Source organism: Heyndrickxia camelliae (assembly GCF_002844575.1).
Classification (GTDB): Bacteria; Bacillota; Bacilli; order Bacillales; family Bacillaceae_C; genus Margalitia; species Margalitia camelliae.
This window is the reverse complement of record NZ_PIQO01000024.1, coordinates 24872-40446: the sequence shown is the minus strand read 5'-3', so window position 1 is coordinate 40446 and position 15575 is coordinate 24872. Positions and strand designations below refer to the sequence as shown.

Sequence of the window (15575 nt, the reverse complement as noted above, 5' to 3'; positions counted from 1 at the left end):
GGGTGGATACATTACCATGCAAAGGTTGCAGAGGGCTTTGTTGCGGACCTGTCCCAATCACAGAAAAAGATTTAATGAAGATAAGACGAAGGATTAAAAGAATGCCAGTGAAGCACAGGTCCAATCTTGAAAATCAAACAAGGTATTTTGGAACATGCATCTTTTATGATTTAGATAATGACAAATGTGGCATTCATGATGCCAGACCGGAAATTTGTAAAATGTTCGGTTATTATGAAAAGCTTGTTTGTTTTCGCAAGCCAGAGCTTGCAACTAAACCTTTACCTGCTAGATTAGAAGACTCTATTGGAATATTATCGGTAGATTTTACATGGGACTATTTTAAATAATATTCGGGCTGTTACATACAGCCCTTAATCAATGCTCTATCCTATATTGTTTCGGCGCTTTCCCTACCACTTTTTTAAATACACGTGAAAAGTAATGCTGATTTTGAAAGCCAGTTAACAACGCGATTTCTTTTATCGCCAATTCCGTTTCATCTAGTAATCTTTTTGCCTCTCTGATCCTTAATAACGTTAGGCTTTCTCGAAATGTTTTAGATGTTTTTTCAACAAATAAATGACTGATATACGTTGGATTCCTCCCAACAAATTCTGCAACATTTCCTAAGTCGAGACTAGCTTTCCAATAGTGAAGCTCCATAAAATGAATACATCTATCAATAAGTTCCATATGCTGATTTCTCATTCTATCAAATACCGAATCTACTAACTTCGAAGTAAATATCAGTAGTTTTTGCACAATCCGGTATATCAATGGTTCGTAAAGAATAGTATCAAAAATATCCAAATATTCCTGTTCATATTGATTTGCATCAACATGGACCGATTTCATATAACGACGAATTTGCGCTAAAATGCTTGTTAAACGAATTCGGAGAAGCCCTGGATCAGGATACGGGCTGGTAATATGCAGAAATTCACTCGTTAAAAAGTTGGATATCCCCTCTTTATCCCCTTCATTTAAAAAGCTCATCCATTGCCGCTGTTCTTCTGGCGTTAAAAAAGGGTCGATAAAATCCCATTCTAATGACTTTTGAAAAAGAAGCACGCGTCGATACCCAACAAAAAATGTCACCTCTGACATCTTTCTAGTCCGGATATATTTTTCATGAATCGTGAGATCTGCGTCATCCTCATGATTGATTATAATACAAATCGGTTCCCCCTCCTGTTGTTCCCAATCATGTAAGAAGCGCTTTCCCAATTCCTCCCAATCAATATCTTTTATTCTTCTAAATAAGCAAATCGACATATCACTCAAAGGGAAAATAATGGGCGAAACAGGAAATATGTATTCCTTAATGAATTCATTTAATTTCGGCAGATAAAAGGGTTTCTCTGGTTGAAAGGCAATAAATAAATATGGATTGGCATTTTTGCTTTCCTCCATAAATAACTCTTCATATATTACCTCTTGTTTTAAAGAGGAATTAGGATGGAGAGAAGAACTCTTTTGTTTTTGAAGATGTTTTCGAATAAAGTTATTGACTTGTTTTAAAAGTTCTTGAGGGGAGAACGGTTTTATTAGTAAGCAGTTCGCCCCCATATCAATAGCCTTTTTCGCTGTTTCATAAGTTGCCTCCATTGTTATACAAATCAATACGGGTTCCATTATTTTTAGTAATTTCACCACTGACTCCCCGCTGCCTATATTCATATCGTAGATAAAAATATCAGGACGCTCATGTTCCAGCAATGTTACCGTATTGTTTAAATCTGTTGCAACATTAATGTCTGCATTAGAAATAGAGGATTCAATCAGCCATTGAATTCCCTTAGCTTCAAATTCGTCATGATCTGCAATTACGATTTTGATCAACTCGTTCACCTTCTTGTTCGCCTTCTCTTTAAATTGATTATCGCAAAGAGAACTGGGTGGGTAAAGATTTTGGATTCTAGATTTATTACCTGGTTCGGTCGAATTATTCCGAGGTATGACTGAATTATTTTTCAAACTGACTGAGTTATCTATAAATGCAACTTCCACAATCCGATTAAACGAAAAAATAGGGAAATCGATTTAGCCGATCTCCCCTTTTAGACAAATGGATTATAAAATCGATTTCCATCATGAAAAGTAATGAGCAAGGTAGCTCCTAAAATACATGCACCTAAAACCAGCATAAAATAATCAGCACGTTTGAAAGACTTTCCACTGTACCAAGTACGTTTTCTGTTTTTCCCAAAGCCTCGCAATTCCATTGCGTTCGTAATCACTTCAATACGATCCAAGCTAGATAAAATTAACGGAATAATAATCGATGCTGTATTTTTTACTCGCTTAAATAGCTTTTCTTTCTTCGATAAGTCAATCCCACGCGCCTGCTGAGATTGGGCAATATTGCGAAAATCCCGCTGAATATCCGGGATATATCTTAGAGCAATGGAAACGGCATAGGCGATCTTATAAGGAACCCCAATCCGATTTAAGGAAGCAGCAAACTCACTTGGATGGGTTGTTACAATAAATAATAACGCGGCTGGAATAACCACAAAGTATTTTATTGTTATATTAAACTGGTAAAACAGTTGCTCCATTGTCACATTATATCTACCAGCAATATCAACTAAAACATGGCTTGTTCCATAAATCCGCACACCCTCTTGCGGGGAAAAAATATAAATCGCCATATTATTTAAAAGTAAAAAGAACAAGATAAAATATAGAACAAAGGAGATCTCACGAAAGTGAATCTTGGAAACCATAAAAATAGCAATGCTCATGATGAATAAAAATAGCAAAATACGTGTATCATATGTAAGCATGGCGGCGGAAGACCACATGATAAAAAGGATTAGCTTCGTCGCACCTGAAAGCTCGTGAACGGGTGATGTACGTTTAATATAGGATAGCATTTCTACTGCCATATCTTCCTTGCCTCCTTGTCATAAGCGATAAATCTCGCGACAAACTCAAGTGGGTCTGGAATATCCGCACGAACTGCTAAATCATATAACGATGTCTCCTTCAAATTTGCCTTTTCAATAATCGCTTGATTGGTAAGAACATGTGCAGCAGAATCATCTGCAATCAATCTTCCATCTGCAATCACCAGCGCTCTTGGTGTATACTCTAACATAAGATGCATATCATGCGTAATCATTAAAATGGTTACGCCGCTTCTATTTAACTCCATCAAAAATTCCATGATATCTGTATATGATCTAAGATCTTGCCCTGCGGTAGGTTCATCCAGTATTAATACTTCGGGATTAAGAACCAAAATCGAGGCAATTGTCACACGTTTCTTTTGTCCAAAGCTTAAAGCAGAAATCGGCCAATTGCGATAAGGATATAGACCGCAAACTTTCAGCGTCTTATCTACTCGTTCCCTTAATTCCTCCTCCGGCACACCGCGCATTACAAGTCCCATCGCAACTTCATCAAAAATCATATGCTTCGATATCATCTGATTCGGATTTTGCATAACCATTCCAATTATTTGTGATCGCTCTCTAATCGAATCGTTTGTGATATCCTTTCCATTATAAAGAATTCTTCCAGAACGTACTTTTTCAAAACCGCAAATTAGCTTCGACAAAGTTGACTTACCAGCCCCATTTTTGCCTACAATACTGACCATTTCTCCTTTTTTAATAGAAAAGGAAATGTTCTGCAGCGTTTTTTTTCCGGTATGGTAACCAAAGGTAAGATTCTCTACCTCCAATATAGGAGCTTCCTTATCTTGTGAATTTTGCAACTGTGTGTTTTCAAACCATTTCTGAAGTTGCTCCTTACATGAAGAAATATCTAGTTGATCAAGATTAGCAGTGTGCATATTATGAGTAATTGTGCAACCGGCATATTTCAAAGCTTTTACATACAATGGCTCGCGGATATGATTTTCTCCTAATATATTTGACGCTAATAATTCATCCGGTGTTGAATCACTAACAATACGCCCCTCATTCATCACGATAATTCGATCGACATTTCGATGTAAAACGTCCTCTAGCCGATGTTCTACAATAATGGCCGTTGTACTGGTTTCCTTTTGTATGCGGTCAATCAATTCAATAGCCTGCTTCCCTGTTGCAGGGTCAAGATTTGCAAGGGGCTCATCAAATAGGAGAATTTCTACTTGATCCACCATTACTCCTCCAAGGGCCACCCTTTGCTTTTGACCTCCGGATAGCTCGTGAATAGAAGCCTCTAGGTAATTCTCCATGTCTATTAATTTTAAGACGTCCATCACTTGCTCTTTCATCTGCTCTTGTTTGATACAATCATTTTCAAGGGCAAATGCGATATCCTCCGCAACGGACAAACCAATAAATTGCCCATCTGGATCCTGTAAAACTGTTCCAACCATTTTAGAGATAGAAAATAAGTCTAACTCCTTTGTTTCTTTCTCTTTTATTTTCAGACTCCCATGGATTTCCCCACTATAGGAAAAAGGAATAAGCCCATTGATACAATGAGCCAGTGTGCTTTTCCCAGATCCAGAAGGCCCGACAATCAGAACTTTTTCCCCTTCATGAATAGTTAGATTAATATCATGAAGAGTCGGTTCAGTTTGACTTCGATATTTAAAAGTAAAATGTTCAAAATGAATTATGGCATTTTTCATGCTTGTTCTCCCTGCTTTGTAGCTCGAAATTCCATTACATATCTTTTGTCAGACTTCCTGTTTTGCCACGTGTCCTTGCATAAGCAATTAGAAGAATGGTCCCAATAATAGCTACGGAAATAATATTCGCTATTCCCGCAAATAATCCCTGTACAAATACCTTATTAGACGGCTCAGCGTAAATTAGAATATCTAATGTTGGTGCTATTAAGAACCATCCAGCAGCTTGAACAATAAATTGCACCAAATTAAATGTTACAATTTGCCTTACACCAAATATACCTGACTCAATATTAATCTTTTTAGAAACCAGGCCGATGAAAAATCCGACAAAGACAGAAACCACAACCCAGCTCCACCAAACAGATCCATATGATGTTGTATCCGACAAAGCATGGCCAATTAATCCAATCAAACCGCCAGCGATTGGACCAAATACAACAGCCATTAAGGCAAGAAATCCATAGGAAGTTTGAATTTTCGTGTTTGGTATTGGAGATGGTATAGACACATAATTATTTAAAATCACAAACACCGCTGCGCCAATCCCAATGGCAACGATTGTTTTAACAGATAATCCCTTTCTATTCATATAAATCGCCTCCCATTTTCAATATATTTTAAATTTTCAATTACCTATTATAGATGATTTTTGGTATTTTGCGTATAGAAATTTTCCAATTAGCACCCGTTGAAATATGATACGCTTTCGCAAATGAACCTTGGTTAATCGCGACTCCTAAATTATCTAGCGAGTTGACATAAAGCAATGGCTCTCCAAGATGTGTGTCTGAGAAAAAACGGCCAAATGTCATGATATTCTTATACACTTGACGGGTATTATTGGCGATTGTTACTTCCAAGGAATCTCCATAAGTTATCCCTGCACTTTCAAATAATTGGCGGCTTACATTTGTCCAGAGATTACCAAAACGAACGTCTAAAATGTCGACCGTACCAGTAATAACGTCTCCCGTAATAGCAGCCTCAGGAACTGACAATTCCACTAATTGTTCCACATTTATAGCAGGACCAACTTCTTCAAAGGAAATAACTCCTGAAGCTAGACGAGCACCTGTATAAGCGTAGACATCCCGTCCATGAAATGTATACGACTCACCAGAGTTAGGCAATCGATTCACATTTTCATCTATTTCTCTTGCCTCGATGACCCCAATTCTTTGTTTAATATGTGTAATAGTTCCATTATCCGGTGTAACAATATAATGATTGTCAGCGGTTTTGACAACAATACTTAATCGGTTTGAACCAACCCCAGGATCAACAACAGAAACAAAGACTGTACCTTCGGGCCAATAAGAAACAGTTTGGTATAGACGATAGGAGCCCTCCCATATATTGTATTGTGGTATTTCATGTGTTAAGTCAAAAATATTGAGATTTGAATCCACTGATAATGCAACACCATACATCGCACTCACTGCACCATCGCAAGTACCAAAGTCTGTTTGAAGAACTAAATGTTTTCCCATTTTTGAATGCCTCCATTTGCAGTTAAATTATATGTTGAAAAATAAAAAACCACGCCATTATCAATAAATGATAAGGACGTGGTTGGAATCTACGTGGTACCACCTTACTTCACCGCATGCTCACACATACAGTCTCATCAAGTACATAAGTCCGCTAAAAACGATTGACTCTTTATACTGTGGTTTTGATAACGAGTACCAACTCTCGTCGGAACCTACTTATATCCACGCACTTTTCTTAAAAGGGGCCTTATGTTATCGAAAATCCTTTAAACTACTTCAGGCTAGTTTTAAAATGGAGTTCCTTTAAGAAAGATTGCCCCTAAACTAGGCCAAATAAAGATGTTTAAGAAAGAAAGGCCGATAACAAAAAACATTTATTTCGAAAAGCTGGTTGCTAAGATATGTTCAGCACGAAACTCAGAGGCCATTGTTCAGATTTCTATCTTTTGCTTCTTTTCAGCTACCGAAGCTCTCTGTGTAAAAATATTGAAATCCTACTTTTCTCTTCATCGTTTTTAAAAAGTTTTTACTATTTTGTTTTAATAATAAATTATTATACGAAACAATTTTTGGTAAGGCAAGCATGAATTCTAAAAATTTTTATTTATCCATATATATTCATGGCGCACTTTTTAAATGTATAAATTTGGGATAACTGAATTACACTAACAATAACTATTTTATACACAAAGGGAAGTATATATGAGGAATATTGCGGCATTTTTTTCCATGCTTATGCCTGGATTCGGGCAATTCTATAATCAGCAATGCGCAAAAGGGGCATTCTTTATTGTTATTGAACTTTTTGAAAATATTTTTGGTAGAATCAATAAGGCAATACAATTAGATTTTAACGGTATGCATCAAGAAGCTTTACATACTGTTAATTATGACTTTATGTTATTTTACCCAGGTTTCTATGTATATGCGGTTTGGGACGCCTGGTACTATGCTAAGACTGGGGCCGATAAGAAGAAAACCGCTCTCCCCTTTCTGATTGCTGGGATTATAGGAGAGTTTTCCGCAATCTTCTCCTCCAAATTTGCTGTTCCCACCCTTTCAGTAGGACTCATCATGATTATTCCAATGGTTGCCGGCATGATATTTTTCAGAAAACAATAACCGCCTTTTCTTGTTCTTGTGGAAAAAGAAAAGGCGGTTTTCATTATGTTGTCGTTCACGTATTAATAGTAACATCCTTAGCAGTGCCATGAATTTTCTCTTTTCGGCGAACATCTTTAAATATCTTTGTCTCCGCCACAATAACACGCGAAAGAAGAAGCAAGGCAATTAAGTTCGGAATAGCCATCAAAGCATTGAACACATCTGAAATTCCCCATACAATCTTAAGACTGGAAACAGATCCTACTAGAACAGCCAGGGTAAATATCACACGGTACACATAAACAGATCTGTCCCCTAACAGATAACCAACACATTTTTCACCGTAGTAGGACCAGCCGATAACCGTAGAATAGGCAAAGAAAATGAGACCAAAGGTGACAATATAGCCCCCAACATGAGGGAGAAATCCGTTAAATGCCGCAACAGTTAGCGACGAGCTTTGGTCAGTATCTGCCCCAACCCACTTTCCACTCATTACTAATGTTAAGCCTGTTATAGAACAAACGACAATGGTATCCAGAAATGTACCAGTCATAGACACAAGTGCTTGGCGCCCAGGATAATCCGTTTTTGCGGCAGCTGCAGCAATCGGTGCGGACCCAAGACCTGCTTCATTCGAGAACACCCCTCTGGCAACTCCGTAACGAACTGCTGTACCAAGAACCCCGCCGCCTACAGATTTTGCGGTGAAAGCCTCTCCGAAAATTAGTCCTAATGCATGTGGGATCTCTTTAATATTTAGTAAAATGATAATCAATCCGCCTAGAACATAAAATATAGCCATAAAAGGAACGATGAATCCAGTAACTCGGCCGATACTTTTAATGCCCCCTAAAATAACTAGCCCTGTAAATACAGCTAGTACAATTCCTGTAATCCAAGGACTTATACCAAAACTTCCGTTTAGTGCCTCCGCAACAGAATTAGATTGAACTAAGTTTCCAATTCCAAAAGAAGCTACTGCACCAAAAATAGCAAATAGAACTGCTAACCACTTCCAGCCAAGACCTCTTTCAATATAATACATTGGACCGCCGGACATTTCGCCTTTACTATTTTTCACACGATATTTAACAGAAAGAATCGCCTCGCCATACTTCGTTGCCATACCGAAAATTGCCGTTACCCACATCCAAAAGACGGCACCAGGTCCACCTGCAATAACCGCCGTCGATACACCCGCAATATTACCAGTTCCAATTGTCGCTGCAAGCGCTGTCATTAATGACTGAAAATGTGAAATATCGCCCGATGATTTTTTATCTTGGCTGCGCGTAAAAGCAAGCTTTAATGCATATGGTAGATTGGAAAATTGCAGAAAGCCTAGACGAAAGGACAAAAAAATACCTGTTCCTACCAGAAGCACCAACATTGCTGGTCCCCATACAATATCACTTGTCTTACTTATTAGTTCCTCTAACCACTTCACTAAACCACCTCTTTTTATTGGAATATTGGCAATCTTTACAATGTATTCCATTGGTTGCATTGAAATTCCTTTATTTTTTGCCGTTTTATTAGAAAAAAGTTTTCATATTTTTAGTTGGATGTGTCAATATTGCGACTTTACTTGATTACAGTTATAGGAAAATTTAACATTAGGATAGTAGAAAATAGAGGAGATGAAACAATGACAAGATATATTTTGAGCACTCTAATCATACTCTCATTCATAATCTCGGCAGGATGCGCAAATTCAGAACAAAATAATATCAAAGGAAAGGATGACCATACAACCGCAATGGGAGATATTGCGGAGGAAACCTCATCCATGCATGAACTTCCGATGTTTTTAAAAGATCAAACTGATAATATAAAGACTATTTATAAAGCCTCTGCCGCAAGTCAAGAATTACTTGAAAAGATACCTTGTTATTGCGGATGCGGAGAAAGTGTAGGACATAAAAATAATTATGACTGCTTTGTTAGAGAAAATAAGAAAAATGGCGGAGTGGTTTGGGATTCGCATGGTGTGAATTGTGATGTTTGCTTAGAAACAGCTGCACAATCTATTACAGACTATCAAAATGGAAAATCTATAAAAGAGATACGAAAAGAAATCGATCAAAAATACAAGGAAGGCTATGCAAAGCCAACCCCAACACCCCAAGTGTAACAAAAAGTGTCCGCGACAGGCGGACACTTTTGCCTTTTGTCCACGAGTGGTGCCAGGCACCATTAATGGTGGTGGTGTCCGGCATGTCCTTTTTTGGGATTGGTGATGACGAATTCTTCTTGCGGAACGAAGAAGAATTGAATCCAGACGCCATCCAAGTATTCCTCATCCCTTTTATCAAGTAGGATATCAATCCCTTTATCTGTTTTTACAATTTCATCATGCTCTGTTGGATTATCAAATTGTAAGGCATAATGTGCGTGATCTCCGTGAACCTCGGTAACTATCACTCGGAGCATCTTTCCCTCAGATTCCTCATCATTTAACATTTTATTCATGATTTTTGCTGCATTGCGGTTTATCTTTACTTGCATGTCATTAGGACCTCGATTCTATATTGTTTATTTCATTATTCTACCACAATAATAAGCATGGCAAACGTCAGAAGTCTTCAAGTGGATCGCTCTTAAAAGATTAGCTTACTGTGAAGCCGATATTTTGCTAAAATGGCCCTAATTTAACTGTTACGCGAATTCCGAATATCCATGCTCGAGTACCCACAAATACCGAATACAAAGCAAATGCCCTTCATGTTTGAAGGGCATTCGTTCTCTATTTTACTGGAATCCAAATTTCTGAGTAATACTCATCCTGATATGCGTCATCGTCCGGATATACTTCTAATTCAGGTGTTTCCGCGTGGCGATATCCGCTGGAAGGAAACCATTCTGAAAAAATCCGCTCCCATGTTTTTTGCATTGCATCAGGCATTGGTCCACGAACTTCGAATACTGCCCATTTGGAGGCGGGGATTTCAAGGTTAAGATAGTTTTCAGGCTTCTCACCTTCATGGGCGGCAGCGATCCAATAGTCAATCTTGTGTGCCTCTGTATTACTTTTATCAACACAAACACCAAGTACCCCTTTAACCGGACCATTGTTTAATTGATTCAATACCCTTGTTGTTCCATCTGAATTTACTTCCTCCCATAGTTTTGGAATTTTTTCAAGGTTTTCGTTGTTCAACACCGAATACTCCCTCTTAATTCCAACTACTTGAAATGCTTCTTTTTCCACTACACTGTACTTCACTGGTTCTACCCCTTTCAAACTCACCTGAATACTCAGGCGGTTATAAGATTGCAGCTTTCCCTTCCCTTTCCGTACTTCACTTGGTGAAACTCCATGCTGCCTGCGAAAGGCCTTCGTGAAAGCCTCGGGGGTGTCGTATCCATACTTAAAGGCTAAATCAATTATTTTTTCATCTGATCTGAGCAGCTCCTCGGCAGCAAGGCTCAGGCGCCGGCGCCGAATATACTCTCCTACCGATATATCTGTCAATACAGCAAAAGTTCGTTGAAAATGGAATACAGATACATTTGCCTCTTTGGCGATATCATCAATAGAAAGCGAATTTAGCAAATGTTCTTCCATGTAATCAATTGCTCTCTGTAATGATTCCACCCAAGTCATATCGCTCACCCCTTATACACATCTTAATGGTTGATCTTTCTGTCTTCCTGTCTTTTTGTGCTTTCTTATGTCATATCCATCCTTGTAAATTCTGCATGAGATATGAATTTTCCTTTAAGCAAATGAAGACTTCCACTAGCATTCAAAGCTTGTCCACTTATATTGGGGTCTAAAAAAAATAGTCAGGTGTACAGAAATACACCTGACGAATCAATAAATTAGATAATACTATTTTTTACAGAAGCACTATCACTAACATCTGGGTCTATCAAGTAATCGATCGGTATGTTGATTGGTGACAAATCGCCGTTTAATTCTCCGAATCCTTGATTACGCTTATAGGAAGTAAATTGATCTATATATTGAACCGGTCCAACATTAACGACAGAAGCATTATCAATAGAATTAATCTTGAATCCCAGCAAATTAAGAGCAAAAGGGGTAAAAAACACCATGTATATACCTCCCAACTATAGGATGCTATTTTTCACAGAAGGGGTATCAATAAAGTCGGAATCAATGGCTGTTGTTATCGGGAAAAAAACAGGTGAACCGTCGCCATTTAATTCTCCTGTCCCTTGATTTCGCTTATATGAAACAAACAAATCAATGTGCTGGCTAACACCTACATTCACTGTAGCGGCATGGTCAACGGCATTTATTTTAAAAACTTGAAGGTTAATCTCAACCGGAGCAAAATACATATTATACCTCCCATTTTAAAATCGAAGCTGCTTTTAGCTTTTTTGCTTATTTTTCCAAGACATTTTCCTTGAAACTTATTTTATATCCGACCGCTTTTCACTATAAAAATCAAGCGTATCATCGTCAATAAGTTCACTTACGGTAAAAAAACGCGGACAGCCATCCGCTAAAAACTGTCCAAAAGGCTGATTCTTTTTACCGCTCGCTGCTCTATTAGCTTGAACGGTGGATCCAACCGATACAGTACCAGAATGATCCGCGTTCACTATAAAAATATCTCCAAGATTTATGCGAGTTGAATTAAACTTCATTATCCATTTCCTTTCTCAAAATTTGCAGAATTAATTCATCCTATGCTCAAAAGAAATATATTATTCAGTAGATATTCCCCCCACCCAATGTTTTCGCGTTCCAATATAAATACACCGTTTTTTGCATTTTCTAAATAACAGACTAGATTTCTGCCCATACCAATTATTTTTTATTGAATACGAATAGATTAATGGGATGTAAAGGAGGGGAATTATGTCTAAGCAAAGTCGCAGTAAAGTCATTAATGTCGATAAGCTTGTCATACATGCGAAGGAAGTTGAAATCATTCAAGAAAGACCAGTTCATACCGAACCAGAAAGAAGAAACCCTTGGGATTTCTTCTGGCGAGGACAGCCTAGAACTCAGGGGAATATGACAGCAGCAACACCTGAGAATATACCTGCAGAGGAAAGTGAGTAAAAAAAAGGCCGCCTTTGGCCTTTTTTCCTCTTTGGGGTCAGGTTCCTTGTCCCACTTTTTTTCAGTGTATGAACTGGGATGAACAGCCTAAGCATGCCACAATACAAATGTTACATACATCTTATATCCTTTCTATGAAATTTGTACATAACAATCCTTTTTTGGGAGAGAATAGCTTGAAGGAGAGATGTTTGATTCACGTACATCTTTTATCAAAAGAAAACTTTCGGGGGTTAATTATGCAACCGCCATTGATTCCAGAAAACAAAAAATTCTCCCCCTATCTAGTGTTTTTTACTGTTGCTGGTATGCAAATTGGAATAGGGGTATTGGGCTTTCAACGCATTATCGCAAAGTTTGCAGGATATGATGCATGGATATCCGTTCTGTTGGCAGGATTAAGCACTCATATTATCATTTGGTTTATATATAAACAACTGGAAACCGTTAATGGGGATCTTACTGATATTCACAGTGCTGTGTTTGGAAAATGGATAGGAAAATTATTAAATCTCTTCTTTGTTTTTTATTTTTCCTTGTTTGTAGTCACCGTTCTTCGTACATATATTGAGGTTATTCAAGTATGGATGTTCCCTGATATGAGCACAGCTTGGTTTACTTTCGCCTATTTGCTTTTATCCATCTATGTGATTAATGGTGGAATACGAACTGTAGTAGGTTTATTCTTTTTTGGGTCCGTTCTTCCTTACTACATTATTTATTTCTATGGTTATGCCATTCCTTTTTCCGACTTTCGGCACTTTTTACCGATTTTTAATCATTCCTTAAATGACGTAATTGAGGCGACTCAAGGTATGTCCTTAACGAATCTTGGTTATGAGCTACTCTTAATTTATTACCCTTTTATTAAAGCTCCCAACAAATCCAAAAAGTGGTCTCATATCGGGCTGCTTTTCACAACGATTGTCAATTTATATGTTACCTTTATAACCTTTGCGTTCTATTCTCAGGCTCAATTACAAAAAGATATTTGGGCAACCTTAACCACCTTTAAAATTATTCACTTTCCAGTAGTAGAACGATTTGAATTTATCGGTATTGCTAACTGGTGTTTAGTTGTTCTCCCTATTGTTTGTCTTTCTTTATGGAGTGCGAGTCGAGTTTTAAAGAGAACCCTTAAAGTCAAACAAAAGTATGGAGTCATTTTAATAAGCTGTTTTGTTTTTTTCATTAACATTCAATTAAAATCACGATTTCATGTAGATATCATCAATAATATCATTGCTGACATGGGTTTCATCATTAATTATGTATATATTCCGCTTTTGTTTCTACTGCTGATGATTGTTAATAAAGTAAAGAAAAAAATGAAAAAACAAAATAATCATTCCGCTACATCATAATGAACGAGATCTTTAGATAGGAGAAGGTCTCGTTCTTTATTTGTCTTTGAACAAACGAGAATCACAAGGATATTTTCTCCTCTACGTGAATATAACAAATTAAATAGTCTATAGGAAGAAGGTGCCTAATATGTTACAAAAATTATGCATCCTCTCTTTTATTTTGCTTTTCTTGTCATTTGTCGTTTGGCTCTACACACATCTTTCCCCTGAATATGGGAACATTTCTTCCTCAACATCCTTTAAGCATCTCACTATATGGAGCAATATCGGTACGGGTGCTTTTCTTGTCACTACAGTAGTACTGATATTCGTCCTAATCATACGAAAAAGGACCTTTTAAATAAGGGAAATATGGACGGAATATATATACTTACAGATGCAATTGGTAAAAGAAGATAAAAGAGAGAGAATAGAGAGGTCTTCATTAAATAAATCAAAAAAATTTCAGTAATATACAGAAAAGTTTGATAAAATACAATTATAAAAATAACCTATTTCCATTTTTATAAGGAGGCTAGCGGCAATGTTCATCAATCCAATCGTTTCTTATTCATTTCAATAAAATTTGAAATGAAAGAGGGATGAAAAATTGAATAAAGAATCTATGAAAACCTTCTATTTACTATGGGTAACACAAGGACTTTCCGCCTTAGGGAGCTCATTATCATACTTCACCATAGTAGTTTGGTTTTCTAGTGTTGTTTTTGCTGAGCATCAAAACGCAGAACTTACGTTAGCACTAACCATTTTATCCTTGGTCTTTACTTTGCCACAAATCATCGCTTCACCGATTGCTGGAATTCTTGTTGATAAAATAAGTAGAAAACGTATTTTATGGAGTGCTGATGCAATTCAGGGTGCTATCACCCTTATTATTGCATATATAGCATACTCAGAAAGTCATCAATACTGGAGTATACTAATATTACTTTGTGTTATAGCCTTAGTCAGTGTTTTTCACAATCTAGCATTTTAATGTCTCCTATATCATGATTGTACCAACAGAGAAATTACCAAGAGCAAATGCATTGATGCAGACACTATGGACGTTAACATCAGCTATTGGTCCCGCTCTTTCGGCCCTTTTAATAAGTAAATGGGGTATATCGACCCTTTTCCTTATTGACGCAGTTACATTTATCATCAGTTCGATAAGTATTTTATTTATTAACATTCCTTCACCAAAGAAAAAATCCAACTTCGCAAAAAAGGAAAAAAATAGGCGGATGTTTTCAAACGAGATTAGGACGGGATGGAAATATTTAAAATTTCCACCCCTCTTATGGTTATTAGGGTTACAATTAATCGCTAATTTTGCGTTCTCTACAGATGTATTAATTCCAGTCGTAGTTAAACATTCTACTGACTGGCTAAAATGGGGATGGAATTTTGAATCTTCCTTTGCATTTATTGACACATTAGGATTTATTGGAGGTACATTAGGCGGGTTTTTAGCTGCATACATTGGTGTTTTTACTAAAAAGAGAGCATTAGGAGTATTGATACCTTATATAGGGATTAGTTTAGCATTGCTCGCTTTTGGAAGCTCAAAGGCATTGATAAATGGAGGTATATTTTATTTTGTTAGAATGTTTTTAACAACTATTGCTCATACACATATCTCTACCATTTGGCAAATGACAATACCCCCATCAACTCAAGGGCGGGTATTTGGTTTAACAAGATTTATCATAAGCGCATTGTTGCCATTACAACTTTCGATGGTAGGTTTCATTAGCTCGTTAACTTCTCCAATCGTCATCTATTTAGTATTGGGAGGAGCGCTGTTAGTTTATACTATCTTTCTATTTTTTTATCATCCGTTTTTTGCACTTGGTAATATACACAAGGATCATTCATACGATCCAACAAATATAAATGGTTAAGTGATGAGACCTAAATGAGGTTCGTTTGGGTCTCTTTAAAATCTAAATTGCCCACAGTATATTTAATAGAACAAAGGA

Annotated in this window: 18 protein-coding genes; 7 read left to right on the top strand and 11 right to left on the bottom strand. The window is 37.1% G+C overall.

Features of this window, described 5'->3' with window-relative positions:
* The first annotated feature begins 2 nt into the window (after positions 1-2).
* Positions 3-350 (top strand): YkgJ family cysteine cluster protein, encoded by a 348-nt coding sequence (locus CWO92_RS21530; RefSeq protein WP_101356262.1) that lies wholly within the window; start codon positions 3-5, stop codon positions 348-350.
* A gap of 28 nt (positions 351-378) precedes the next feature.
* Here CWO92_RS21530 and CWO92_RS21525 read toward each other — a convergent pair whose 3' ends face one another.
* From CWO92_RS21525 to CWO92_RS21505, 5 genes are all read right to left on the bottom strand, one after another.
* Complete coding sequence (locus tag CWO92_RS21525; protein ID WP_133120601.1) at positions 379-1845, bottom strand: helix-turn-helix domain-containing protein; 1467 nt, start codon at positions 1843-1845, stop codon at positions 379-381.
* 218 nt (positions 1846-2063) lie between these two features.
* Positions 2064-2894, bottom strand: a complete 831-nt coding sequence (locus tag CWO92_RS21520; protein WP_101356260.1) for an energy-coupling factor transporter transmembrane component T family protein — start codon at positions 2892-2894, stop codon at positions 2064-2066.
* Positions 2885-4597 (bottom strand): ABC transporter ATP-binding protein, encoded by a 1713-nt coding sequence (locus tag CWO92_RS21515; protein ID WP_101356259.1) that lies wholly within the window; start codon positions 4595-4597, stop codon positions 2885-2887. The genes CWO92_RS21520 and CWO92_RS21515 overlap by 10 nt, the downstream gene beginning before the upstream one ends.
* Before the next feature lie 34 nt (positions 4598-4631).
* Entirely contained in the window at positions 4632-5189 is a 558-nt protein-coding gene (locus tag CWO92_RS21510) for an ECF-type riboflavin transporter substrate-binding protein (RefSeq protein WP_101356258.1), read from the bottom strand.
* 40 nt (positions 5190-5229) lie between these two features.
* Positions 5230-6090: an SAM hydrolase/SAM-dependent halogenase family protein gene (locus tag CWO92_RS21505; RefSeq protein ID WP_101356257.1), complete on the bottom strand. Its 861-nt coding sequence runs from the start codon at positions 6088-6090 to the stop codon at positions 5230-5232.
* Between the two features lie 705 nt (positions 6091-6795).
* On the opposite strand from CWO92_RS21505, the gene CWO92_RS21500 reads away from it, so the two are divergent.
* On the top strand, positions 6796-7215 hold the full coding sequence (locus CWO92_RS21500) for a hypothetical protein (protein ID WP_101356256.1): 420 nt from the start codon (positions 6796-6798) through the stop codon (positions 7213-7215).
* A gap of 55 nt (positions 7216-7270) precedes the next feature.
* On the opposite strand, the gene CWO92_RS21495 is transcribed toward CWO92_RS21500, so the two are convergent.
* Complete coding sequence (locus tag CWO92_RS21495) at positions 7271-8698, bottom strand: alanine/glycine:cation symporter family protein (RefSeq protein WP_101356278.1); 1428 nt, start codon at positions 8696-8698, stop codon at positions 7271-7273.
* Between the two features lie 150 nt (positions 8699-8848).
* Here CWO92_RS21495 and CWO92_RS21490 point away from each other — a divergent pair, with 150 nt between their 5' ends.
* Positions 8849-9334, top strand: coding sequence for a PCYCGC motif-containing (lipo)protein (locus CWO92_RS21490; protein ID WP_101356255.1), 486 nt, complete (start codon positions 8849-8851; stop codon positions 9332-9334).
* A gap of 62 nt (positions 9335-9396) precedes the next feature.
* Here the strand turns inward: CWO92_RS21490 and CWO92_RS21485 are convergent, their stop codons facing one another.
* From CWO92_RS21485 to CWO92_RS21465, 5 genes are all read right to left on the bottom strand, one after another.
* Positions 9397-9708 (bottom strand): iron-sulfur cluster assembly accessory protein, encoded by a 312-nt coding sequence (locus CWO92_RS21485; protein WP_101356254.1) that lies wholly within the window; start codon positions 9706-9708, stop codon positions 9397-9399.
* Between the two features lie 238 nt (positions 9709-9946).
* A complete protein-coding gene (locus CWO92_RS21480; protein WP_101356253.1) occupies positions 9947-10807 on the bottom strand; it encodes an AraC family transcriptional regulator in 861 nt (286 codons plus the stop codon).
* 218 nt (positions 10808-11025) lie between these two features.
* Complete coding sequence (locus CWO92_RS21475) at positions 11026-11262, bottom strand: spore germination protein (RefSeq protein ID WP_101356252.1); 237 nt, start codon at positions 11260-11262, stop codon at positions 11026-11028.
* Positions 11263-11277: 15 nt separating this feature from the next.
* On the bottom strand, positions 11278-11511 hold the full coding sequence (locus tag CWO92_RS21470) for a hypothetical protein (RefSeq protein WP_101356251.1): 234 nt from the start codon (positions 11509-11511) through the stop codon (positions 11278-11280).
* A gap of 75 nt (positions 11512-11586) precedes the next feature.
* Positions 11587-11778: a hypothetical protein gene (locus CWO92_RS21465; protein ID WP_158176632.1), complete on the bottom strand. Its 192-nt coding sequence runs from the start codon at positions 11776-11778 to the stop codon at positions 11587-11589.
* A 259-nt stretch (positions 11779-12037) separates the two neighbouring features.
* Between CWO92_RS21465 and CWO92_RS21460 the strand changes: the two genes are divergently transcribed.
* The 4 genes from CWO92_RS21460 (at position 12038) to CWO92_RS21445 (ending at position 15497) form a co-directional block, all read left to right on the top strand.
* Positions 12038-12244, top strand: a complete 207-nt coding sequence (locus CWO92_RS21460) for a hypothetical protein (protein ID WP_101356249.1) — start codon at positions 12038-12040, stop codon at positions 12242-12244.
* 239 nt (positions 12245-12483) lie between these two features.
* Positions 12484-13608: a GerAB/ArcD/ProY family transporter gene (locus CWO92_RS21455; RefSeq protein ID WP_101356277.1), complete on the top strand. Its 1125-nt coding sequence runs from the start codon at positions 12484-12486 to the stop codon at positions 13606-13608.
* A 592-nt stretch (positions 13609-14200) separates the two neighbouring features.
* Positions 14201-14587: an MFS transporter gene (locus tag CWO92_RS21450; protein ID WP_101356248.1), complete on the top strand. Its 387-nt coding sequence runs from the start codon at positions 14201-14203 to the stop codon at positions 14585-14587.
* A gap of 13 nt (positions 14588-14600) precedes the next feature.
* A complete protein-coding gene (locus CWO92_RS21445; RefSeq protein ID WP_101356247.1) occupies positions 14601-15497 on the top strand; it encodes an MFS transporter in 897 nt (298 codons plus the stop codon).
* Positions 15498-15575 lie beyond the last annotated feature (78 nt).

Bases quoted from the DNA above. Each gene is read 5' to 3' on its own strand.
- CWO92_RS21520 (WP_101356260.1), bottom strand. From the start codon at position 2,894: ATGGCAGTAGAAATGCTATCCTATATTAAACGTACATCACCCGTTCAC.
- CWO92_RS21515 (WP_101356259.1), bottom strand. From the start codon at position 4,597: ATGAAAAATGCCATAATTCATTTTGAACATTTTACTTTTAAATATCGA.
- CWO92_RS21510 (WP_101356258.1), bottom strand. From the start codon at position 5,189: ATGAATAGAAAGGGATTATCTGTTAAAACAATCGTTGCCATTGGGATT.
- CWO92_RS21505 (WP_101356257.1), bottom strand. From the start codon at position 6,090: ATGGGAAAACATTTAGTTCTTCAAACAGACTTTGGTACTTGCGATGGT.
- CWO92_RS21500 (WP_101356256.1), top strand. From the start codon at position 6,796: ATGAGGAATATTGCGGCATTTTTTTCCATGCTTATGCCTGGATTCGGG.
- CWO92_RS21495 (WP_101356278.1), bottom strand. From the start codon at position 8,698: ATGGAATACATTGTAAAGATTGCCAATATTCCAATAAAAAGAGGTGGT.
- CWO92_RS21490 (WP_101356255.1), top strand. From the start codon at position 8,849: ATGACAAGATATATTTTGAGCACTCTAATCATACTCTCATTCATAATC.
- CWO92_RS21485 (WP_101356254.1), bottom strand. From the start codon at position 9,708: ATGCAAGTAAAGATAAACCGCAATGCAGCAAAAATCATGAATAAAATG.
- CWO92_RS21480 (WP_101356253.1), bottom strand. From the start codon at position 10,807: ATGACTTGGGTGGAATCATTACAGAGAGCAATTGATTACATGGAAGAA.
- CWO92_RS21475 (WP_101356252.1), bottom strand. From the start codon at position 11,262: ATGGTGTTTTTTACCCCTTTTGCTCTTAATTTGCTGGGATTCAAGATT.
- CWO92_RS21470 (WP_101356251.1), bottom strand. From the start codon at position 11,511: ATGTATTTTGCTCCGGTTGAGATTAACCTTCAAGTTTTTAAAATAAAT.
- CWO92_RS21460 (WP_101356249.1), top strand. From the start codon at position 12,038: ATGTCTAAGCAAAGTCGCAGTAAAGTCATTAATGTCGATAAGCTTGTC.
- CWO92_RS21455 (WP_101356277.1), top strand. From the start codon at position 12,484: ATGCAACCGCCATTGATTCCAGAAAACAAAAAATTCTCCCCCTATCTA.
- CWO92_RS21445 (WP_101356247.1), top strand. From the start codon at position 14,601: ATGATTGTACCAACAGAGAAATTACCAAGAGCAAATGCATTGATGCAG.